General features: G+C 55.3%; 10 protein-coding genes and 7 pseudogenes. 9 read left to right on the forward strand and 8 right to left on the reverse strand.

Annotated elements, in window-relative coordinates; all coding sequences use genetic code 11:
• Positions 1–63 precede the first annotated feature (63 nt).
• The 7 genes and pseudogenes from N8E89_RS26635 to N8E89_RS26675 form a co-directional block, all read right to left on the reverse strand.
• A pseudogene (locus tag N8E89_RS26635) lies at positions 64–838 on the reverse strand (hypothetical protein).
• 10 nt (positions 839–848) lie between these two features.
• Positions 849–2109 (reverse strand): annotated as a pseudogene (locus N8E89_RS29170) (glycosyltransferase family 4 protein).
• Positions 2106–2945, reverse strand: coding sequence for a class I SAM-dependent methyltransferase (locus N8E89_RS26650; RefSeq protein ID WP_262263568.1), 840 nt, complete (start codon positions 2943–2945; stop codon positions 2106–2108). The pseudogene N8E89_RS29170 and the gene N8E89_RS26650 overlap by 4 nt, the downstream one beginning before the upstream one ends.
• Positions 2942–5201, reverse strand: a pseudogene (locus N8E89_RS26660) (glycosyltransferase family 2 protein). The gene N8E89_RS26650 and the pseudogene N8E89_RS26660 overlap by 4 nt, the downstream one beginning before the upstream one ends.
• 75 nt (positions 5202–5276) lie before the next feature.
• Positions 5277–5937, reverse strand: a pseudogene (locus N8E89_RS26665) (calcium-binding protein).
• Between the two features lie 292 nt (positions 5938–6229).
• The gene (locus N8E89_RS26670) at positions 6230–7585 is read right to left on the reverse strand and encodes an HlyD family type I secretion periplasmic adaptor subunit (RefSeq protein WP_410010492.1); all 1356 of its coding nucleotides are present in this window, start codon (positions 7583–7585) and stop codon (positions 6230–6232) included.
• Between the two features lie 59 nt (positions 7586–7644).
• On the reverse strand, positions 7645–9357 hold the full coding sequence (locus N8E89_RS26675) for a type I secretion system permease/ATPase (protein WP_262263573.1): 1713 nt from the start codon (positions 9355–9357) through the stop codon (positions 7645–7647).
• Positions 9358–9613: 256 nt separating this feature from the next.
• On the opposite strand from N8E89_RS26675, the gene N8E89_RS26680 reads away from it, so the two are divergent.
• From N8E89_RS26680 to N8E89_RS26720, 9 genes and pseudogenes are all read left to right on the forward strand, one after another.
• A complete protein-coding gene (locus N8E89_RS26680) occupies positions 9614–10183 on the forward strand; it encodes a MarR family transcriptional regulator (protein WP_162707300.1) in 570 nt (189 codons plus the stop codon).
• A 43-nt stretch (positions 10184–10226) separates the two neighbouring features.
• Positions 10227–11447 (forward strand): glycosyltransferase family 4 protein, encoded by a 1221-nt coding sequence (locus tag N8E89_RS26685; protein ID WP_262263574.1) that lies wholly within the window; start codon positions 10227–10229, stop codon positions 11445–11447.
• Positions 11448–11700: 253 nt separating this feature from the next.
• Positions 11701–13206, forward strand: a pseudogene (locus N8E89_RS26690) (DUF6212 domain-containing protein).
• Complete coding sequence (locus N8E89_RS26695) at positions 13196–15883, forward strand: glycosyltransferase (protein ID WP_262263575.1); 2688 nt, start codon at positions 13196–13198, stop codon at positions 15881–15883. The pseudogene N8E89_RS26690 and the gene N8E89_RS26695 overlap by 11 nt, the downstream one beginning before the upstream one ends.
• 29 nt (positions 15884–15912) lie before the next feature.
• Positions 15913–17088 (forward strand): polysaccharide pyruvyl transferase family protein, encoded by a 1176-nt coding sequence (locus N8E89_RS26700; RefSeq protein ID WP_106666548.1) that lies wholly within the window; start codon positions 15913–15915, stop codon positions 17086–17088.
• A 46-nt stretch (positions 17089–17134) separates the two neighbouring features.
• Positions 17135–18310: a galactoglucan pyruvyltransferase gene (locus N8E89_RS26705; RefSeq protein ID WP_262263576.1), complete on the forward strand. Its 1176-nt coding sequence runs from the start codon at positions 17135–17137 to the stop codon at positions 18308–18310.
• 42 nt (positions 18311–18352) lie between these two features.
• Positions 18353–19459, forward strand: coding sequence for a glycoside hydrolase (locus N8E89_RS26710; protein WP_262263577.1), 1107 nt, complete (start codon positions 18353–18355; stop codon positions 19457–19459).
• Entirely contained in the window at positions 19456–20673 is a 1218-nt protein-coding gene (locus N8E89_RS26715) for an SGNH/GDSL hydrolase family protein (RefSeq protein ID WP_262263578.1), read from the forward strand. Before N8E89_RS26710 ends, N8E89_RS26715 begins: the two co-directional genes overlap by 4 nt.
• A 276-nt stretch (positions 20674–20949) precedes the next feature.
• Positions 20950–22198 (forward strand): annotated as a pseudogene (locus N8E89_RS26720) (adenylate/guanylate cyclase domain-containing protein).
• Positions 22199–22205: 7 nt separating this feature from the next.
• On the opposite strand, the pseudogene N8E89_RS26725 reads toward N8E89_RS26720, so the two are convergent.
• A pseudogene (locus N8E89_RS26725) lies at positions 22206–22661 on the reverse strand (transposase); the annotation flags it as partial.
• Positions 22662–22930 lie beyond the last annotated feature (269 nt).

Consider the following 22930-nt stretch of genomic DNA (forward strand, 5'->3'; position numbering starts at 1 on the left):
GGGCCTCGCTACCGGCACTACGCTTTTTTTCGTCTCGAGATCATCTGGGTCTACTCCGTAACCTCAAGGGAGGACCGATATTGACACGATAGCTCCAGCAGCGAAGCCGACCAAAACAAACAACAACATAAACAATGGCTTGATCTCGCCACTCGATTGCTTTTGCAGAGCCTCTATTCGTTTCTCCAACCCAGCCACGACGCCATCCATTCGCATGAGATGGACATCGAAGTTCCGTCAATCGCTGGTTGAAGTCTGCACGCAAACCTTCAATCGAGCCGCTGATATCTACAAGATCGACGGCAGAAGCGTTTCCCGTCCCGTCAATGACGGGAGCCGTCCGTTGCAACGAACGCTGATTTACCTGCAGCTGCCGCTGCGCCGCCATCAGCATGTCGAGCTTGTCGAGAATGCGCGTCATTGGCGCAGCGATCAGCGCTTCGGCGGCCTGTTCGTCCGGCTTGGGAACGCGCAGCGCCTGCTCAACGCCTGAGCCACTGATTGCCACGACGACCAGCTCACCGGCCCGGATGGCTGCAAATTGCGGTAACATCACGTCAAATGCATGCGCACCATCGCCGATATTGTTACGCCGCAGATCCGGGCGTTCCTTGTCGGCGATCGCTTCGGCAATGGGCTTGCCATCCAGAAGAACGCGAATAGTCAGTCGTTTACCCGGCGCCGATGGATCGAACGCCCAGCCGAACAACCGGCCATCATCGACCGCGTCAACGCGGCCCTTCATCGGCTCGACCTTGGCGGATTGTGCGTTATCCTGTTCTGGTGTGGCATTGGGCTTCGCAGAAGCCTGCGCCGACACTTTTGTCACTACGGACATCATGTACCTCTCAGGCTGCCTCGACACGTTCGGAGCGCAGCGTCTCGATCAGATCAAGATAGCGCTTCGCAGTCGTGTCGATTGTGTCGGGGTGGCGTGCCCCAAGGGAAAGATTCTGACGCAAGTCAGCATCTTCGGCGATACGCCGCATGGCGCTTGCCAGGGCCAGCGGATCGTTTGGCCCAACAGTCAGGCCATTGACACCGTCTTCGATCATCTCGGCCATTCCGCCAATATTGCTGGTGATCACCGGGCAATTCTGGCCCTGGGCTTCCTGAATGACCAGCGGCGCATTTTCCCACCAGATTGAGGGCATGATCGCGCAATCAACCCCGGAGATGAGACCAGTGATATCTTCACGCCGGTAAGCGCCGCGCCGCTGCACGAAAGGCGTCGTCTCGGCAAAGAGCCGATCGATATCGGCGACAAAAGCTTCACTCTGGAACGGCGCAGCGCCATGCACGCGCAGCTCAAAATCGAAACCTTCGGTGATCAGTTGCTTGGCCGCATCGAGCAGTACCGTCGTCCCTTTCCAGGGATTGAGGTTACCGAAATAGCCGAAGACCGGCTTGCCGCGCACGGGGGCCACTTTTTTCTATGACGGGACGTTCGGGTTGTCCATTGGGGATCACTCTGATCAGTCCTTCGTCAATGCCCCAGTCGACGTAACGTTGCTTGAGAAACTCGCTTGGCGAAACATAGGCATCGACAACGCTTAGCAACGATTTGAGATGGCGCTCGCGCAGGACAAACTTGTCGAGCGCAATATCCTTGAAACAGGCATGACAACGATCAGGGCTTGCACCGTAGCAAAGTTCCTTGCCGGTGGTGCGCACCATCAGCCCGTCATGATGGCAGATCGGATAGTAGTCGTGCAGCGTCATGACAATGCGGCAATCGGGTAGCGTCCGCCGGACAATATGGGGAAACTCGGCACCCAAAAGCAGCAAGTGATGCAGATGGACGACATCCGGGCGGAAATCGCGCAGCAACTCGACAATATCCGGCACAATCCCGTAAAGATCGACCTGGCTCATGAAGAAGCGATCAAAATGACCGGACCACAGCAGGATTTCATCTCCGTTGGTACCGATACTTTGAAAACTCGTTCCAGGGCGAGCTTCACGATGGATGTGGTTGGTTGCACCCAGGAACAGCGCTTCGCATCCTCCACGCTGATAAGCGCGAAAGAGATCATGGGCAAAGATCTCGGTGCCACCTGGATGCAGGGCCGGGTGATTGTGTGCCGCAACAAGAACACGAGTCATCACCCGTCACCCCTGCATTCGGCAACGTACAGATCCTGATAGTGATCAGCTGCAACACCGCGCCAGTGTCCAAATGATTTTGTTACGATCGACAATCCGGCACGCATCAGCGCGGTATCCAGAAATCCATCATCAAAAGCCACGGCCGCAAGGGGCGGCAATTCTGGAACGAACCAGCATGGACCCTCGTCATAGCGCTGAAAACCGAGGCGCGCATCGCGCTTGTTGAAGGCATTCTCCTGGGCCACTTTATCCGCCACAAAGGCGGTCATGAACAAGCGTCCGCCCGGTGCAAGAACACGTTTCACTTCGCGCAGATAGGCGCTCACTTCTTCGTCCGGCAGATGGGTAACGACGGACGTCATGATGATGAAATCGAACTGTTGATTTTCAAACGGCAGTACGAGCTCAAGTCCGTTGATCTCGCCCTTGGGATTATAGAGAGAGTGGGCGATATCCAGATGACGGAACTCGAAGTTCGGGTAAACGGCGGTGATGTTCTGCTGGCACCAGTTGATGCCACCGGCGACGGGATCGATACCGCGATAACTGCCATTCGCAGTGTCAAGATATTGAGTCAGGGGAACAGCCATGCGCCCAATGCCGCAGCCTATATCGAGCACGCGGCTTGCAGGCAGCAGTCCGCCTTTGCGAACGAAATGGCCGAGAAATTCCGCGCCTACAGCCTGAAAATTGCCGTCACCAACAAAAATGCTGTCTGGATCAGGACAAGGCAGAAACCTGTTCCGTAACACAACTTCCATCAGCCAGTCGATACGGTCGTCTTCGGCTGGGGAAGGATCGGGTAGGGCTTTCTTGAGTGCAATCACCTCAGTCAAGCGGCGCTCCTTTCAGATTTTTCACCGACGAAGGGAGCGATGGTGTCGTCCGCGGTTTCATCGAGATATGTCGTCATCAGTTCGGTAATGTCGTCGTTCCACCGCTTCGTATGGAGCCACGCGTTGTACTGGCTCGCCAATCCGCGCATGTAATCGGAACTGCGTCGGATCGAGCGCCGCTCAAAATGATAAAGAGCCACGTCGGGCTTGTAGGCGACTTGAAACCCAATCTGGCGGATTTTCAGACAAAGATCGCTATCTTCATAGTCTCCGATGACATAGTCCTCGGTAAAGCCGCCTACGAGATCATAAATGTCTTTACGGGTAACGAGGCAGGCGCCGGTCACACCTGGCACCGTGCGCCCAATCTGGGCTGGTGAATAATTTCCAGGCATTCCTTTGTAGAAATGATGGTTAAGCCAGATCCCATGCCGGTCCCTCGCAAAGTAGAGCCCGGCATGTTGCAATGAACCATCTTCAAAAAGAAGTTTCGGTCCGATTGCGCCTAGTTTCTTCTGCTCGAGCAAAGGGTGGACGAGCTCACCCAGCCAACCAGGCCCACACGGCACAACGTCCGAGTTCAGCATCACCAGAGATCGTGCCATTCGCAAGGCTCGCACCGGCGTTGCAGGCGCGAGCGTAACCACTGTTGCGGTTCATAACCACAAGCTTCATCGGCATGTCGTGCAGGATATGCAGGCCGCCCAGCAGGTGGTCCGTATCGTCCTGAATTTCGGGCAGATCCAGCACAAAAATGACTTCGGCATTATCTGCAAGCCACGGATCGGTTGCCATGGCCGACAGCTGGAAACGCAGAAAGTCCAGATTGCGGTAGAGCGGAATGACGATAGAGGCGAGGGGCGATTCCGGCATCACCCCATATTCTTTGACATCCGCAATCCTGACGGTTTGGCCAAGTTTGTGCTCCACTTCCCTCAAAGCAGGAGCAAGTATGTTTTCGAAAACCTCATCGCGCGCGTGTTGGGGCGGGACAGCGCGCAAGATGCGGTTGCGCTGGGCAGCCGGCTCAAATGGTTGCAATGGCGGCACCAGCATTGCAGTCCCGCCTGAGGCGAGCCGCATTTGGAAACGCGGCTGCAGCAGCGGGCCAAGGCTTTTGCTTTGGGGGAGCCATGCAGCAAAACCCGTGACATCTGCACCCAAGCCATCCTCACGCTCGCCCGTTTTGCCTGGAAACTTGTAGAAATTTGGCTGGAGCGGCAGAGCGCTTCCATCTTCAGAAAGGTACTCGATCTTGGAGAGCATTGCTGCCGGATCGTGGCTCCAGCCACCCACAAGGAGACCGCCATCAAGGGCAAGCGCCAAATCGATTTCCGCCGCAGGATGTGTGGCCGATTTCGCAATCTGGCGCGCTGCCAGAGGTGTACGCATCTGCATGTCGACAGCCGTGGCAACACCGGCACCAGGTACTTGCGCCAACTGGCGAACAAGAAACTCCCGCAGTTCCATATCACCCTGGCGCTTCGCCCACCATTTCTGGAAATCGACGGGCTGGCCGTTGTTGTCAGACAATTTGCGAACGGCAATACCATTCTTGCCCGAGAACACCAGATGGAAAGATTGCGGCAGGGCGCGCGCTGATTCGACAAGCAGATGGCATGATTGCCATCCTTTTTTTGGTTGTTGGCCCATCACGAAATTGGTCGACAATGTCGTCACGGCATTGGCGCTGATTGCGTATATGGTCGTGATATCGCCGAGAACGGGATCGAGCGCTGTCTCGAGGAGATGCTGCCCATCAATGGGCTGACCGCAGAAGCGAACCTGTCGCGGCTCGGGTGTCAGCGCCAAGGTGAGTTCCCGCGCTACACTGGCAAAAATCTGGTTCTGTGAAAGGCGAAAGGTGCTGCGCCACGTACCCATGACGTTGTTGAGCAGTTTGATATGTCCGGCAGCCGCCAGATCGTTGACGGCACGGTCGACATCGAAAGAGGCAAGCTCAACGGCGGGGTAAAGGATTGCCTGCTCGGTAGGCCCAAGCGCACCGGCCGAAAGCGTAAGACTGATAGGCTTGTCCTTGGTACGCATTGCCCAAAGAATACGCTGACCGCCAGCTTCAAGCGGAATATTCAAACTGACAAGCGGAACCAGTTGTTCGGAAGTCTCCAGCGTGCATTTTGTCGAGGTCCGAGCACCAGGAAGATCCCATATCACGACGGCCACATCTGCACACAGACGCGAGATGGAAATGCTCTCCGTATCGTTTGCAATATCGGCCGAAAGGTCGAGGTTCAACACGTAGCCCTTTCATTTAAATCAAAAAAGAAAAAAGCGTGCCCGGCCAGATGGCAGGGCACGCCGTTTTTTGGATTAATGTACGGTGAAGTAGCTGTCCGGGTGAGCCTGGACATCTTCGGAACTGGTGTTGACCAAAGTGACGGAGTCGCCATGGCCAAGATCAACGACAACATTGTTGCCAACCTGCGTAACACGGGAAGCCAGGTCATCAGCCGAGTGAATGTCTTGACCGTTGATACCGCTGGAGATTTGGAGGATGTCTTCACCAGGGGTAAAATCAAGTACGACGTCGTTGCCGCCGCCACCCGTAAACAGGAATACGTCATTGCCGGCACCACCGACGAGAACATCGTCGCCTGCACCGCCTGAGAGGAGGTCGTTGCCGGCACCACCGAGAAGCACATCGCTCCCGGCATCGCCAGACAGGACGTCATTGCCGGCACCGCCAAGGAACACATCGTCTCCCTTGCCACCGAAAAGGACATCGTCTCCGGCGCCGCCACTCAGGACGTCATCGCCGTTGTCCCCAAAGAGAATATCGGAGCCATTGCCGCCAAAGAGGGCATCATCGCCCTTTCCGCCAAACAACAAATCATCTCCATCATCCCCGAATATCGAGATCATTGCCTTGTCCGCCAAAAACGACATCATCACCACCATGGGCGCGGATGAAATCGTCAAAACGCGAGCCAAACAAAACGTCGTCGTAGGCGCCGCCTTCTAAAGTGGCCATCTGCTTCTCCTTCTGTCCTGCTTTGAGTTTACAAATCGCCGGAGATATTCCGGCCATTGAAGCTTTGACGATTGTGCGTTGCAACAAATCGAAATGCAACCCAAGATAAGAATATAAATGTGGCATTCCATAGTAACAAATTATTACAGCTATGTATTACATTGATCTATTTCCAACATATAATTTGTCTTTAATATAACAATAATTCGTTTATGCAGTTGTATTAAAGATAAATTACTTCAAAATTTGAAGCACTGCACAAAGTGCGACATTCTGCACCAAACTTCTCGAATTATTCTTCTCTAAACGCACGGTCGAAGCTTTCGGAAATCGGCGATACGATGTAGTCGATCGCTTTGCGTGCCTTGTGCACAATGAGCACCTCGGCCGGCATACCCGGATAAAGTTTGATTGAGGGATTATCGGCCAGCGCTCGCGGTGAGATTTCTGCGCGTGCAATGAAATAAGCCGTATCGGTTTTTTCATCCAGAACCTGATCGGCAGCGACATAGGTGATCTTGCCCTCAAGCGGAGCCTGCGAGCGTTGATTATAAGCCGTCAGGCGAACGCGGGCAGCAGAGCCGGGCGCCACGCTGTCAATGTCTCGCGGGCTCACCTTCATCTCAACAACCATCGGCTCCTTCTCTGGCACAATATCAAGTATTGCTTCGCCTGGGGCCACGACGCCGCCCGGCGTTCTTAAGCGGATATTGGCTATAATGCCGCCTTGCGGTGATCGTACCTCCACGCGCCGCATCACGTCCTTTGCTGCCACAATCCGCTCTTCTGCATCCGCAAGCTCAACTTGGCTTGTTGTAATTTCTCCGGCGATTTCCGATTGCAGATCGCTTTCAATGCCTGCCAGCGCAAATTCAGCGCCAGCTTTCGCTTGCCCGGCCTTTGCCTTCTCACCAGCGTATTCACCGCGGTCTCCGGCAAGTTCACTCAGTTTCGTATCGATCTCGGTCAGCTTCGATTTTTGCGCGAAACCCTTGGCAACGAGGCTCGCGATCGCGTTGCGCTGTTCGGTGATCAATTCGATCTGCCGGTCAGTCGCCGCAATCTGTGCGTCCGACGACTTCGCCTGCTCAGTGTATTGTTCAATGGTCTTTTGCTGGATATCGATGCGGCTCAGCTTTTGGGCGTAGCGCTTTTGGAAGAAAATCTGTTCGGCCTTCTTGGCATCATCGGCGGAAACGTCGCCCACCTCGCCAAAATTCTTCGGGAATGTGATTTCCCTTTCACCGGCTTGTTCCGCCCGCAGACGCGCCAGTTTGGCGATCAGGCCGACGCGGCGGCTTTGCAGGGATTGCAACTCGGAGCGTGCCTTCGTGTCATCGAGCCTGATCAACGGCTGACCAACGGTTACTTCATCGCCTTCCTGCACCAGAAGGCGATCGAGGATACCGCCCTCGAGATGACTGACGGTCTTGCGCTTTGAATCGACGATCACCGTTCCCATAGCAACGGCAGCGCTGCCCAGTTCTGCTGAGTAGGCCCAGCCAAAGAATCCGCCAAATGCGATCAGGATCGTCGTCATTCCGGCAATGACGAGCCGCCGCAGCGGAGAACGCGAATCCTCCTCCTCAAGATCGGTAACCCATTCCGGCTTCACCGTTCCGAATTTGGTTGGCAGATGTGTGCCCATTGATGCAGCGCGCGGCGCTAGCAGTTGGGCAACGCGTTTGGGCAGGTTGGTGTTGCCGGTCATGATCCTGCTGCTCCCATTTTCGGGTTTGTCGGAGTAATGGACGCAACGACATCTGTACGCGGGCCAAACTGCGTAATGCGCCCTTCCTCAAGGACAAGCAGTTTGTCGGCCACCTGCATGATGGTAGGTCGGTGGGCGATCATCACGACGATCGCTCCATCGTCACGCGCCTGTTCTATCGCCCGCATCAACGCTCTTTCCCCAACCGCATCGAGGTTGGCGTTCGGTTCGTCCAGAACGATCAGACGCGGGCGGTTGTAAAGGCATCGCGCAAGGCCGATACGTTGCCGTTGGCCACCCGAAAGGGTGAGCCGCCCATCCCCGACCGGTGTGTCATAACCGAGCGGCAATCGCCCGATCATTTCATGCACATCAGCAAGTCTCGCCGCTTCAAGAACGCGGTGGGGATCACTTTCGCCCATGCGGGCAATATTGTCTTTTATGGTGCCGTCAAGAAGTGCCACCGACTGGGGCAGATAACCGGCAATCTCTCCGAATGACCCTCGCTCCCAGAGATAGACATTGTTCCCATCAAGGAAAACACCGCCGGAGGTGGGTTTGACAATCCCGATCATCAAACGCGCCAGCGTCGATTTGCCGGCAGCGGAGGGGCCCACGATACCCAGAACTTCGCCCGGCGAAAGGCTAAAGGAAATGCCTTTGATAATTGGCATTTCAACGCCTGGGGCGGCATAGATGAGTTTGTCAACAATCAAGTCGCCATGGGGTCTGGGGGTTGGCATCGTCTGGCGTACGGCCAGGTTCTGCGCGAGCAGGGACTGGATGCGCTGCCAGTTCCCGATCGCCAGCACCCATTGCCGCCATGTCTCGACTATCCGATCAAAAGGCATCAGGAGCCGGCCGACAATAATGCTGACGGCGATCATCGCACCGGGTGTGATTTCCTGTTGCATTGCCAGCAAGGTTCCGGCCCCAAGCGTCACAATTTGGATTATAAAGCGAAGTGTACGTGCGATAGAGGCCATGGCACGGCTGCGGGTGCCGGCAAGATCAAGTAAATCCAACGAATTCATTTGTGCCGATCGCCACCGCCTTGCCAAAGCGGGCAGCATGCCCATTGCTTCAATGGCTTCAGCGTGACGCAATGTACCGCCGATTTTTGAGATGGCCTCGACGTTCGCCTGATTTGCGTCCTTCATCATGCTGCGGGTCAGAAGGTCGGTGACCACACCGCAGCAAACGAGGATTACGATAGAGACAACACCCATTATCCCAAAAACGGGATGTATCAGGAATAGCGCACCAAGGAAAATTGGCGACCATGCCGCATCGAGGGGCGCGCTTACGGCCGATGAGCTTAAAAAGGCGCGCAATTCCGTAAGATCGCGCAAGGATTGCGTGGCTTTTGGCAACCCTTGGTCGACGGACGCTTGAACAGCTGCTGTGAGGACCGGGAGATTGAGCCGGCGAACAAGCGCGCTACCCATCGCCTGAAACGACAAGGAACGTATGAACTCGAGAACGCCGAAGACGATCAGAGCTCCCACGGCCAAAACGGTCAGCATGACCAGCGTGTCCTGGCTCTGACTGTTGAGAACCCTGTCATGGACCTGCAACATATACAGCGGTACGGTAAGCTGCAGAAGATTGATGCACGCACTCAGCAACACAGCATAGAGCAGGCCAGCCAGAAAGACCCGGCGCGCCCGGAAAATCAGCGTTTCAGGCGTCGGTATCGGTGACGCCATCGCTTTTTTTCCGACCCCGCTCTTGCCAATTGCATTGATTTGAGGAGTATCGTTCATACGTTATCTGCCTTGGAAATGACACAGCTGCCGGTTAGCCATAGGACCTTCGTCTAGGGCTACAGACTAGTAAAGTATTACTGTGCAGAATGTGACAGAAAAAAGTTCATAGTGGGGAAATAAGAGTGGAGGAGGGTCGAGAAAATATTTGCAACTTACTTCAAATTTTGAAGTAACCTTGATTATGGAGACTGAGATGATACAAACGCTTCTACCCAGTGAAGTGGAAGTCGAAACATCTATTGGCGATGTTGAGGTCGCTGATTTTCCCGAAATTACCGCAAAAAAACAGGCACATAGACATCCGGCTCATACCGTTGTGGTGACACACTTCGAATTGGCTAGAATGATAGAAAGAGTGAATCGCCGCTTCGCCAGCTTGCTGAGAACCGAAATGGCCAAGTTGGGAATCGACGATGTTGGCCCGGCGCAAGCGATGGTTCTCTTGGCCATTGGCGACGTCGAACTCTCCGTGGGCGAACTGTTGGACCGGGGGCACTATGTCGGCTCCAACATTTCTTACTATCTCAAGCAGCTCGCTGACGGGGGATACATCGACAGGGTAGCATCTCAACGTGACAAGCGGTCTGCAAGGATTCGAGTAACGGAAAAAGGAGAGCAACTCTGTGCAAATTTGCGCGACGCAGGCGGTGCGTACAACCGCATTCTCGCCAGGGACGCTGATGATCTGCGCAATCTGGAAATCGCATTCCAGACTTTGCACAGACTCGAACTGGTTTGGGGCAATGCGGCACGCTACGGTATCTAATGGCGCGCTCAACTGCCCGGTGTCACTTGAAAGGGCCTAGTGCATGCATGTGACTTTTGTTCACAGGCGTGGCTTTGGTCAATTCGCAGCGCTGGCGGAACATCTCGCGACAAGCGGGCACGACGTCAGCCTAATTTGTGAAACAGTGGACCGACGGCTCCCATCGGTCCGCGTCATCAGGCACAGGGTTGAGCCAGGTCCTCGAACCGACGGACAGATGGCAAGACATATGGGAATTCCCGACCATCATGTGCGTATTGGTCACCGCGTTGCGGAAACGCTCGATTCAATGGCACGTCATGGCGAACGGCCGGACATCGTCGTAGGACACATAGGGTGGGGCAGCATGATGTTCGTCAAGGATGTCCTGCCGAGTGTCCCGGCTTTGGGATATTGTGAATTCTTCTACAGGGCCGAAGGTGCCGATGTCGGTTTCGCCCCGGACGACAATCCAGACACGGAAACCCGAAAAAGATTGAGACTGCGCAACATCGCGCAGCTCCTCTCGCTGGAAGCCATCGATGGCGGTATCAGTCCGACCCATTGGCAGAAAAGCCTTTATCCTGCGGCAGTCCAGAACCGGATCGCAGTGTGTCATGAAGGTGTGGATACGATCCGGTTCCGTCCAGACTTGCATGCATCTTTGAAATTGCCTGACGGGCGCGTCCTGAAAGCGGGTGATCCACCGATCATCACTTTCGTTTCCCGGGACCTCGAACCGTATCGCGGATTTCCGCAGGCACTTGAAGCGGCCGCAAAAGTCATTCGCAAGAACGCGGATGCACTGTTTGTCTTTGTCGGCGGTGATGGGGTGAGTTATGGCACGTCACCTCCCGGCGGCGGCTCTTGGAAGGACGCACTCCTTGCCGAGCATGACATCCCTGCTGACAGGATCCTGTTTCCGGGCGCTATTTCACACGATCTTCTGCGTAAGCTCTACCAGATTTCCTCCGCCCACATTTATCTGACCTATCCTTTTGTTCTGTCGTGGTCAGTGATCGAAGCGATGGCGTGCGGTGCGCTCATTGTCGGATCCGACACACCGCCTGTACGAGAGGTCATCCGGTCTGAAAAGAACGGTCTGCTCGTACCCTTCTATGATACGGACGCTCTTGCCGACACACTCCTGCGGGTACTCGACAATCCTAAGGCGTTTTTGCCGATGAGGATCGCGGCGCGCAGAACAATAGAGAGTCGCTTCCGACTGATCGACTGCCTTTCAAGGCAGAGATCGTTGATCGGTGCGATGCTGCGAGCCGCGTAATCAACAGTCTTGATAAAAAACTTCCCGCCTCTTATGAGATTCGCTTCGGTGGATATAGAGCCGTTATTCCTTAATGGTGCGGCGCACACAAAAGTACATCTAAATTATTTTGAATTTTGAAACAATTCAATTCTATTGATGTATTACATTTTGCTACAATGGAAACAGTTATTGTGTTGACATTACTGAAGCAATATTTTTTCATAATGCAAAGGTGCAGGCATCGCTTGCGCAAATTCTCGTTACACATTGGATGTCCATTTTGAACAAACCCTTGCCTTCGATCGTTCAGCGACACCCCCGCCGGAATCGCTACGCAATCGCTTCCAGCCGCGATCGGGCCGCCCTTGAGTCCTCGCCGCTCGGCGATCTCATTGTTTTCGTTGAAACGGAAGCGGATCAAACGCATCTTTTCAACGCCTTTCCGTTGATCGGTGTGGCCGTTTCAGACGCCGGCGCTACCGAGTTGCAGGCCTCTCTCAAGCGGCTTTACCGATTCAAATCATTGCCGGACGTCCCCATTATCCGGTTTGACACCGCGACCATCAACGCTGAAGCAGCGCTCGTGGCGCAAGTGCTGGAAAGCGGATTGGATCGTTTAACCGGCCACGTGACGCGGATTCATACCGAGCTGGCCATGCTGCGGCGCTGAAAGAGAGACGTTGTTCGAAAACTACCGTGCCCTCGAGAACGCCTTTCACGCGCGCAATTGGGACTCGGTAACCGAAATCTTTAATCATGATCCTTGCGTCGATCCCAAGGATGAAGGCTTTGCCAGCCTCCTGCGTGAATCGGAAATCGAGCAGCTCTTTCCCGTATCGAGCTACGCTGTATCCGGGTTCGCCTTGCATTTCCGCAGTTTGCCGTCGGGCCGGTCCGGCCAGCTCATTGTCACTTTGGATTATGTCGAAACCGGCGAAGGTATCGCCGAGTGGATAATTCCCTATGGCAGCATCGTCGCAGACTGGAATTTCTTCTCGTTGCCCAAAGCCTGCGATGGCGGTCATCGCACTTTGCGGCTGAGGATTTCCGCAACTGGAAGTGTTCCGCCAGAACTTTCCTTGGGCAATGTCATCACCAGTGAACGCTACGCCGCCAAGTCACGAATTCCTCACGCCGATCTGGACATGCGGCCGCTCGCCTTCCGCGTCTTCACCGGTCTGCCGGGCGTTCGCCCGACAACGCTTCCCAATGTCTTTGTTCCTACCGCGCTGATCACGGGGCGCAAGGTTGAAGACTATCGTTTGCCGGTCGAACTTCTTCGAGGGATCAGCAATGTCTCCGTTAGTTCCATTGAGCCGGATTTCCCCACCGTACGCTTCCTGGAGCATGAAGACGCAATCGTCTGTCACCCGCTCAGCGAAGGCATAACCGCTGGCGCCGTCCGAAGGGTCGTGGCGCCTGGTACAGTTCGTGTGTCGGCACGTGCAATGATCGACCATCCAGAAGGTCAGCCTGGCGCAGTCGGATTTTTGCTCGTGAGCCTGTCGGCGGACATCAAGGGGAGATCGCGGCACTCGATCGTCCGGGCGATACGCGCCCCAACGCACTCTTCAGCGGCTGGACCGAGATCACGGCGCAGCAGCCGATCGACATCAACTTCATGCTCGATACACCGGCTGCCCGTACAATGGACCTTGTGGTTCTCAGCAAGGCAACCACGGACTCGGTCGATTTCTCCTGGCTCAAGGTGTTCAATTTCAGGCTGGTCAAGCACCTCGAGGCCCGTCCGGTGCAGGAGATGGCCAATGCAAGATAAGCCTCAGGATCTGATTGCCATTGCAATGCCGCTGTACGGCCATGCAGCACTCGTTCTTGAAGCGCTGGAGTCGGCGCTGGCGTCTGCAACTGCCCTTCGCCTCGCCATTGTGGTGTCAGTCGACGGCGACCCGCGCCACGAAGTGTTTGATGAACTGGCTCTTTACGCGGCATCACACCCCGAGATCCACGTGATTTTTGGTGCGAATGCTGGCCCAGGCGGTGCACGCAACCGTGCGATCGACTACATTCTCGAAGAATTGCCCGAGACCAAGGCGATCTACTTCCTTGACGCCGATAATCGGGTCTTCCCTCATACGGTGGACACACTTTATCGCCGCCTCGTGGAGAGTGGTGCGGGCTGGGTGTATACAAATATCGACACATTCTCTGTGAACTGGCGTGCTCATTATGGCGACAGTTATTCGCGCCTCGTTCATTGCATTACCGACAATATCTGTGACACGGGCTCGATGATCTCGGTCAATGTTTTCAAAAGTGGAGTTCGCTTCGACGACAATCGTCAGAACGGCTTCGAGGACTGGGAGTTCTGGCTCTCGGCCATCGAAGCAGGTTTCGTCGGAGAGCCCTGCCACGATACCGGCTTCGAGTACCGCCTACGCGCCGAAAGCCGCTTTAAGGAAGCAAATCGCGACCGCTCAGCGTCGGTCAGTTTCTTAAGAAAACGGCACAAAGCACTATTTCGCCGGCCAACGCTGGTAGGATTTGAGCACAAGGAATGCCCGCGCTATGCCGTTATTCGCACCGGCGAGGGAACGCTCGATACGTTCACGGATCCGACGCACGCGGCCGGAGAGATAGGGTTTGACGATGCCATTCGCGCCTTCTGGGGCAGCGTCGGGGAACCTGACAATTTCCACTTCCCGCCGTTCCTCGCAGCATGCAGTGCCGAGACACTGAAACTGCTGACACGCTCGCGGCTCCTGCCAAATATCCTGTGCCATCTCGAAAGGCTCTCAGAAAAAGCCAACATCGTATTCGTCGAACTCGGCAACGTGGATTCAGAGCGGCGTATCGACACGGAAATATTACCCTCTGGCGCACGGCAAGGTGCGGCTGACCTGATCTTCGTTTCGACCAAGCTCATTCAGAACGTCATCGAGAATAACGCCCTCGACTGGTTTTCGTCGATCGGAAGTCAACAGGTCTGGCCGACATCTGCGCGCCTTAAAGTCCGTTTCCCGTTCCCGAAGGCCCGGCAGCGGCGGTCGCTGGCGAGGCCCGAGCAGGCGATGCTTAATCTGGTCACTGCGATCGCTACCAGCCCGCTCAAACAAACGGCCCACACGCGCTGGACATGGCGGCCGCGACGTCTCCACGGCCTGTCCGAAATGTACCAGGTACTGAGGACCGAGCTTGGCGGATCACCGATACTGCCCTTGGCGCACAACAGCGCCCAGCGAAAGACCGCAGCGGTATTGGTACCAAACGCCTCCTTCGGTGGGGCGGAAAAAGTAGCCTATGCGGCCGGACGAGAACTCAAGCAGGAGGGTTTTGAAACCCACCTTTTCGTGCTCGGTTCGGCTCGAATGGACGTGCTTGATGAGTTTGATCAGGCTTTTGACTATGTGCATTTCTGGAAGGACGGCATTCCGGCGTGGGGCGATACAAACCGATTCCTCGGCCAGGACTTTATCACCGAGGATCACGAGCTTGACTGGGCGGGACTAAGGGGCCAGCTCTCTGGTTTCGACCTCATTGTCAATAACCACGTCATGGCTGCCCATCCGCTTATGGCCAAGCTTCGTTCTGAAGGAACCCGCACTGCGTGCTATCTCCACGTCGTGGATGAGACGGTCTTTCGCCGCCGGGCAGGGCAGCCTTACGCCGCAATCGCGTTCGAGCATGCTTATGATGCATTTTTGACCTGTTCGGAGCAGTTGAAGACTTATCTGCACAGTTTCGGCGTGCCATTCGAGAAGATCTTTGCCGTACCGAACGCCCCGAGTTTTTCCATCGATGAAAAACTCCGGGCGCACGTGACCGACGCCCGGGTGACGGGCCGTCCGGATGAGCCAATTCGGATCCTCTACATGGGACGGCTCGACCGGCAAAAGGGCATCGATCGCCTGTATGACGCTATCATCAAGCTACGTGAACGGGGAATTGCTTTCGAAGCCCAGGCAATCGGTGGTGAGATTCTTGCCGACGACCCCAGTTCATCCTGGATGACGCGTCTGAAAGATGTTGGTGTCAAGGTTTCGCCTCCTGTCTTCGGCGGTAAGGATATCGCCTCACATCTCGCGTGGGCTGATGTTCTGCTGATGCCATCACGCTGGGAAGGGGCACCGCTGATGATTGCCGAGGCGCAGCAGCTTGGCTGCGTTGCTGCAGCGACTGCGGTTGGCGCGGTCGATGAGTTGATCACGCACGGCCAGGACGGCATTCTAATAAAGAATGGCAATGACGCTCAGATCGTAACAGACATTGTTCGGCTTCTTACGATCCTGGCCCAAGACCGGAGCGCTCTTGCCCGTACAGCGGCAGGTGCGCTCGCAACGGCGGCGCAGCGGTCCTGGAGCTCGTCGTTCGCCAGTTTCATCGCGTGGAGCAATACGATCGAGCCCGCGAACCCGCACCAGCGTATTACGGCCACGGCCGAACCCACACCGGAGTTTAATGCCACCGCCGCGCTTTCGAGCCGTGCTGTTGCGTGACCACCACTAGAAAGGTTTTAGTGAACCCTATGAGCCCCAGAATTCTTCTAACCGGCATTCCAGGTCATCTCACGCGTCTCGTGCAGAGGGCGGACGACACTCACGTCTTTTACTCGGAAAAGCAACCTCAGCCCGAAAGCAAGGAAGCGTATCTCCGCGAACTCAAGAATATCAGCAACACTGGCAATTATCTGATCGGAGAGGGGGCGCTGCGCGCCTTGTCCCCGGATGCCACTCACATTCCGTTCTGGCACCTTTACAACGCAGTTAACAACGGAACCGGCCTCGATAACATTAACAAACAGTACGATATCTGCGTCTTTACCTGCGCCAACCTTCTGCGAAAAAGCCTCTCCGCTGACGCCGAGGCACTGGTCCTTTCCAAACTGGATATGCCGGTCGTCATGCTGGGTATCGGCATTCAGAGCCGGCCTGATCTAGAAGAATCGCTACCAGAGGGCACGCAGCGGCTGTTGCAGGTCCTGAAGGAGAAAGAGCATTACTTCCTGACGCGGGGAGAAGAGACGGCTTCGTTTCTCAAGAGCCAGGGGTTTTCCTTCGTCAGGCCGGTGGGCTGTCCGTCCATGTACTTCATGCCGGCAAATGTCCGCCGGGCAATCCGCCGCCTGCCGGATGTGAAGGTGGGGGAGGGCCGTACAGTTTTCACGGGATATATGGGCGCAGCACTTGATACGATCGGCGATATGAATTCGCTTTCATCGGATGACGGGCGGTCGTCATACGTTATTCAGGATGAGCTTCTGCATTTCGATATGCAGGTGGAGCCGAACGAGGATGGCCGTGTCTACGATTCTGCTTCGGGCGAGATGATTGGCGACCTTTCCTTCAAGGGTTCGGATGAGCTCAAAAAGAAAATCAAGGTTCATACCTTTTTCGATACCAACCAGTGGCGGGCCTGGACGTCTTCGATGGACTTTGCCTTCGGACGGCGTTTCCATGGCAACGTTATCGCGCTTCAGGCAGGTGTCCCGAGCCTGATCGTTGCAGTCGATGATCGCATGCGTGAGATGCTGAACTTTTCCGGGTTGCCAAAAGTCGAGGCCAATGACCTCAATGCAGCAAATGATCGCTCGGCATTTGTTGCCGATCATTTGGCAAATATGAATATCCCACAGGTAATCGAGAAATATTCTGATCGCGAGCGCAATTTCCGCTCGGTTCTAACTGAGATTGGCATCGGGTGATATCCCAACCCCGTGCCTTGACCCTCCAAACGTAAGATGGACAAACATGAGAATTATGATCACAGGCATCCCATCATATTTGATGCGGACCGTCGACAGCGTTTCCGGAGCGGCCGTGAAGCACCGCCCTTATTTCGAGAACGTTCGTACGAAAAAAGATGTCATTGACCAGGTCAAGAAAATCGCCAACACGGGCAACTATCTCATCGGGGAAGGTGCTGCCAATAGTGTACGCGGTCATGACGTAACCTACGTTCCGTTCTGGCATCTTGCAAACAGCCTTAATTCGCCCGAGACGTATGAACGGCTGAACGAGAGTTTTGATCTTTGCCTGTTTGCGTCGGCCAATCTGCTCCGGCCAGGCTATGCGGCAATGACTGAGTCTTATGTCTTCGAGCGCCTCAACATGCCTATCGTTGTCATGGGCATCGGCATTCAGAAGAAGGAGAACCTCAAGAACGAGTTGCCCGAGGGTACCCATCGCTTCCTCAACGTTCTCAAGAAAAAGGACGCTTTTTTCCTGACCCGAGGACATTTCACCGCTGAATTCCTGAAAGCGGAAGGCATGAAGTACGTTCGCCCGACGGGCTGTCCATCGCTGTATTACGCGCCCGATGCGATGAAGCGATCGCTTAGCCGCCTTGCTGATCCGGAGCTTGCTGAATCGCAAAAAATCGCCTTCGGCGGCTATCTTGGCAGTGTTCCCGACACGATCGTCGATGCCCATGCTCTACTGCACAAGGACAGCACCGCGAGCTATGTCATCCAGGATGAGGTTATCGTCTATAACATGAACATGGTGGGGGACGAGACCACGGAAGTCTATGACCAGGCGGCAAGCCGCATTACGGCACCGACCGAGTACAAGCATGCCGAGAAGTGGCAGCGCAAGCGCGACTATCTCGTTTTCTTTGATACGCACAAATGGCGTAGTTGGGTTTCGGGGCAGGACTTCTGCTTTGGTCGCCGGTTCCACGGTTCCATCATCGGTATGCAATCGGGCATCCCGGCCCTGATGATCGCAGTTGATGATCGCATGCGTGAGATGCTCGACTTTGTCGGTTTCCCGCACATCGAGGCATCGGTCTGGAATCGTGAACCGCAAAAGAAGGCCTACCTGCAGGACTTCCTCTCCAAGATTGACGTACCCGCAGCGATACACCGCTATTCTGCCTGCGAGGCGAATTTCAATGCAGCACTCAAGGATATCGGAATTCGATGACAGTTGTCTTCAATGGCACAGGGTCTCCGGGAGCATGAGGCCATGAGATGGTTTCGGCGCGGCATCAGCAGAGGCATTTACCTCGCTGTTGCCGCGGTTCTTGCCGCAGCGACTTTTGTTACGCCGTCCGGCGCATCAGACGATGCCCGGTTTGGTGTTAATCGGGTCAACATCGCATGGCTTCCATCCCCTGAAAGAGAGAACATATTGGCTTCGATAGCAAACAACGGAATCAAGTCCGTGCGGTTGTCTTTAACCAAACCAATCGACGCCAGCATCGATGCGATCCGTATCGCCCATGAGAAAGGCCTCGCTATCCTGCTCGAGATACCGCTCAGCAATCCCGCATATTTCCCCGCTGGAACGAAGCCACGATCTGGCCATGGACGTATATGGGACATGTATCGGCTCTCTGATATTTCTCCGGATCTATTCCGGTCGGCAGTCGGCGATGCCCTGAAGAAGATCGATCAGCTCGGTGTCCCTCTCGTTGCCGTCGAAACCGGCAACGAAATCAATTGGGGTGCCTACAATGGCGATCTCGAAGTAAAATCCAAGGCGAAGACAAGGACGGCCCGTTCGCTAAAGGAGCTCAACGATCTGCAAACTGTCGAGCGTGGCGCGGCGAACTACGTTCTGCTGCTGAAAGCGGTGCGCGAACAACTCGCGATGACGAAATACAGTGCCGGGGCCAAGGTCATTTCGGCCGGACTGTCCGATATTCCTGTTGCCGACGCCGACCGTCGTGGCATTGACAGCATCGACCCGTCGGCCTTTACGTCGCTCCTGCAAAAGCATGGACTCGACAAAGTAGTCGATGGCTACGGAATCCACATTTATCCGGGCAGTGGCGGTTCATCCAGTGCCCGCGATCAACACATGAACCAAGCGCTCTCGATCTGTGGCACAAAACCCGACGGCAAGCCGTGCTGGATCACCGAATGGGGCTTTAGCAACAAATCAACGTCATGTTCCGGAGATGATCGTTCCCGCGAGCGCCTTGTTCGGGCAACCAAGAGCCGTTTTGAGGAACTGATGCAAGCTGGACGCGTCGAAGCAGCCTACTATTTCAATTGGGATGCAACACCTTATAGCGTTTGGCGCTGCGGCACGCTTTCCCCCGCCGGCAGAATGGCGGTGACGCCATGAAACTCAAGACTGTCATCATCGGCGGTTCGAACACCGTAATGCTGCCCGGCTACCTGCCGTCGCTTCTGTCTACGATGGCACGGCGCGGCGTAGAACTTGACGTCACGGCAGATCTCGCGGTCGGCGGCACAACGAGTGCATTCGGACTCTACCAGCTCAAGATACACGACCAACTCGCCGATTGTGATCTGCTGCTGATCGAGTACGCGCTCAACGACGCTTTCGTGTATGGCGACGAGCGTCGTCCATTCCGCCACTGGGCCCGGTTCTATGAAGGGATTATCCGCTTCGCTCTTGATCGCAATCCCAACCTTCGGATTGCAACACTCGTTTTTGGCGCACGCAATGGCTCATTTTTAAATGCTGTCCCGTCAATCGATGCCGGCATTAACTACATCTCGCAATGGTACGATACGATCTGTGTCAACGTCTCGCAGCTACTGATGCAGCGCTACGGGCGGGAAGTTGTCGGCCATCCGAGCTTTTATTCCGATCAAGGGCATTATGCGCGCCCGGTGGCGACGACCATTGTTGCCAACCTGATAGCCGACCAATTGGAACCAGCGCTGCAAACGCCGCGTCATGGCGCTGCACTGCCGACAGCCATCGATCCAGAACACTTTGCTGGGGCGCGTGCACTTGACGGCACTCAGCTCGGCAAGAGGATGGGCAGACCACCGGTGGAGTACAGCAATCGCCGTTTCTCCGTCGCCGCGGTTGATCTTGGCCGGGACCGTTTGCGCTTTGAGGTTGAGAAGGGGCAACTCCTCGCTCTCGCCTACGTTTGCGAACCGCGGATACCTCCACTTGACATTCGTCTGGGCGACGATATTCATCGAGCTGCGCTCCTTAAGGGTGGTGTGCGGGACGGGACCTACAAGTTCCTTGTGTCGATGCTGAGCTTCGAATTCCTCTACGGCGCTGCACTCCTGGAAGCGCAACCTGCATTGTCACTAACGCTCGCGGGAGGCACTGCCGGCGTTGAGCATAAGTTGCATGTGCCGAAGGACAGTATCCGGCACGAAGAGATCCCCCCAGAACCTGCTCTTCCGATCGGCGGTCTTCTTTTCACCGGAAACCTGAAGGTCTGCGCCATCGAAAAGTTTGAGAATCCCACAAATCAACCTGAAGAACAGCGGGCCGCCGCCGCGCGAATAACCCACGTATCGCAGATCGATACGATTTCTGATATGCGGCATCTCCGCGGCCCCTAAGCACGGGACTGTTTAACTAAACGGATGACATCGTTCTCTCACGGAACCGCTTCGCTGAGATCGTGGAGGGTTCAGCGCTGTTGCCAAACTTTAGCACACTGTTCGATACCCCTGTTCTGAAATTTTGTTCGCATTTACAATATGTTGAATCGCGTACTCATGATCACGGCGGGTTTGGCAAACAGCAAATTCCAACATTTACCGGGTGACCAGAAACCTTTGTCAAACAGGCGGAACGTGTTACCCCTTCGTCAAACCGAGTATGGGTGCGAAAGCATGACCGAAGCCGATATTGTTGAAATCGAAACCTGGCTCGATACCCAAGGCCTGTGTGGTACGTCTGAAACCGCATTGGTGAACGGCTTTTGCGAGCGCTGTATCGCAGCGGGCATCAAACTCGAACGTGCCAATGCGTTTGTTGACACACTTCATCCAATCTACGAAGGGCGGGTTTTCCTCTGGCGTAGAGACGGGAAGATTGAAAAACCAATTATAGAGTACGGTTCGTCCCAATCGGGCGAGAGTGCAGAAAACTGGCAGAATTCAACATTCTTCCATCTTTTGCAGATTGGTGAGGATGAACTGCGTCAGCGCCTCGAAATAATCGAGACGCCAGCTTTTCGGCATCTCGTCACCTTGAGAGACGAGGGGTGTACCGACTACCTGGCACTAATCCACCACTTTTCAAGGGAAGGCAGCATCGGCGAAATGGATTGCTTCTATTCGTCGTGGACAACGGACGACCCGCACGGTTTCGAGGATAGTGATATCACGGCGCTGAGGCGATTAACGCGCGGTTTGGCACTGGCCATTAAATGCGCCTCATTAACGCGTATCGTCCGAACATTGGCCGACGTATATCTTGGCCGTGATGCCGCGCAGCGTGTGCTGGCTGGACGGATTAACCGCGGCGCCGCCGAGCGCATCGAAGCAGTACTCTGGTATTCCGATCTTAGGGATTACACCCGGATTTCCGACGCGGCATCACCCGATGCAATCATTCCGATGCTTAATGACTATGCCGAGGCCGTCATTTCGTCGATACAGGAAGCCGGGGGCGATGTCCTCAAGCTCATCGGCGACGGAACGCTGGCAATTTTCACACACGGCGAGATCCGCGACGGCCTGTACTGCGGCTCTGAAGGCGCAGAAGGCGTTGCGGAAGCGGCTCATCGGTTTGAACCAGACAAGGGAAGCTGCCGGCCAGCCGACGACAAAGGTCTATCTCGGTTTGCATATCGGCGAGGTGTTCTACGGCAATATAGGCAGCGACACCCGTCTGGATTTTACAGTCGTTGGGCCGGCGGTCAATGAAGTCAGTCGGATCGCATCGATGTGCCGGTCCGTCGACCAGGACATTCTCATTTCAGAAAGTTTTGCGGCGGCGCTGCCTGCCGAATTGCGCGCCAAACTTGTATGCGTTGGCAGGTTTGCGCTGAGAGGTGTGGGGAGGGCGCAGGAGCTTTTTACGATCGACCCAGCCATAGTCTACGAGAATTACCAAGGTGGAGCATCGGCACGCTAGCGGCGCGCCGATGCAGAATGTTGAGCTCCGGACTGATTCGGCGGCCATGGCGGCGTCGGGCATGCCGGCGCCGGGCGCGTCGCTCCGGCAGGTGATGCCACAGCCTGATCGCCTGGCCGTCCTTCGAATAGGCAAACCGGTAGATCGTTTCATGGCAGACCGTCATGCCATGCTGGCCGCCTTCCAGTTTCAGGCGGCCGGCGACCTGTTCCGGTGACCAGCCGTGGCGGATGCGTTCAATGATCGCTTCGCGCAGTTATGGCAGCCGCACGAGCTTGCGCAGACTGCGCCGCCGTTCCTTTGATCTGGCGTCGGCGGTCAGACCGTAATAGCCCGAAAGTTCACGCATCTCGGGATCCTCGAAGCGATTGCGCTTCAGCTCGCGAAAGATCGTTGAACGATGCCGTCCGAGTTTCTCGGCCATACTATCGACGCTGAGCTTCACAGCATGCCAGCGCTCGATCTAGCGACGTTCGTCGAGGGTGATCTGGGAATAGGGGCGAAACGGTCGGTTCATGGGCAATTCCTTTGCTGCGATGAGCCACTGTTATAACAAAGTCGCGCTTCGAATTAGAACCCACCGGACATTTTAACTTTGCGGCATAATGGAAATTATGGAACTGGCTGATAGCGCATTGAAATTGCTGAATATCCCCTGATCACCGTTTATCAGGCGTTCCGGGGATAATATTTGGAAAATCAGCTTTTTAGTTGAATGAAAATACGATATTA

This window comes from Phyllobacterium sp. A18/5-2, assembly GCF_025452215.1.
Taxonomy (GTDB): Bacteria; Pseudomonadota; Alphaproteobacteria; order Rhizobiales; family Rhizobiaceae; genus Phyllobacterium; species Phyllobacterium sophorae.

What these genes read in the sequence shown, in the direction of transcription:
- N8E89_RS26705 (WP_262263576.1), top strand. Translation starts at nt 17,135, where the DNA reads ATGAGAATTATGATCACAGGCATCCCATCATATTTGATGCGGACCGTC.
- N8E89_RS26695 (WP_262263575.1), top strand. Translation starts at nt 13,196, where the DNA reads ATGCAAGATAAGCCTCAGGATCTGATTGCCATTGCAATGCCGCTGTAC.
- N8E89_RS26700 (WP_106666548.1), top strand. Translation starts at nt 15,913, where the DNA reads ATGAGCCCCAGAATTCTTCTAACCGGCATTCCAGGTCATCTCACGCGT.
- N8E89_RS26675 (WP_262263573.1), bottom strand. Translation starts at nt 9,357, where the DNA reads ATGGCGTCACCGATACCGACGCCTGAAACGCTGATTTTCCGGGCGCGC.
- N8E89_RS26715 (WP_262263578.1), top strand. Translation starts at nt 19,456, where the DNA reads ATGAAACTCAAGACTGTCATCATCGGCGGTTCGAACACCGTAATGCTG.
- N8E89_RS26670 (WP_410010492.1), bottom strand. Translation starts at nt 7,585, where the DNA reads ATGGGCACACATCTGCCAACCAAATTCGGAACGGTGAAGCCGGAATGG.
- N8E89_RS26710 (WP_262263577.1), top strand. Translation starts at nt 18,353, where the DNA reads ATGAGATGGTTTCGGCGCGGCATCAGCAGAGGCATTTACCTCGCTGTT.
- N8E89_RS26685 (WP_262263574.1), top strand. Translation starts at nt 10,227, where the DNA reads ATGCATGTGACTTTTGTTCACAGGCGTGGCTTTGGTCAATTCGCAGCG.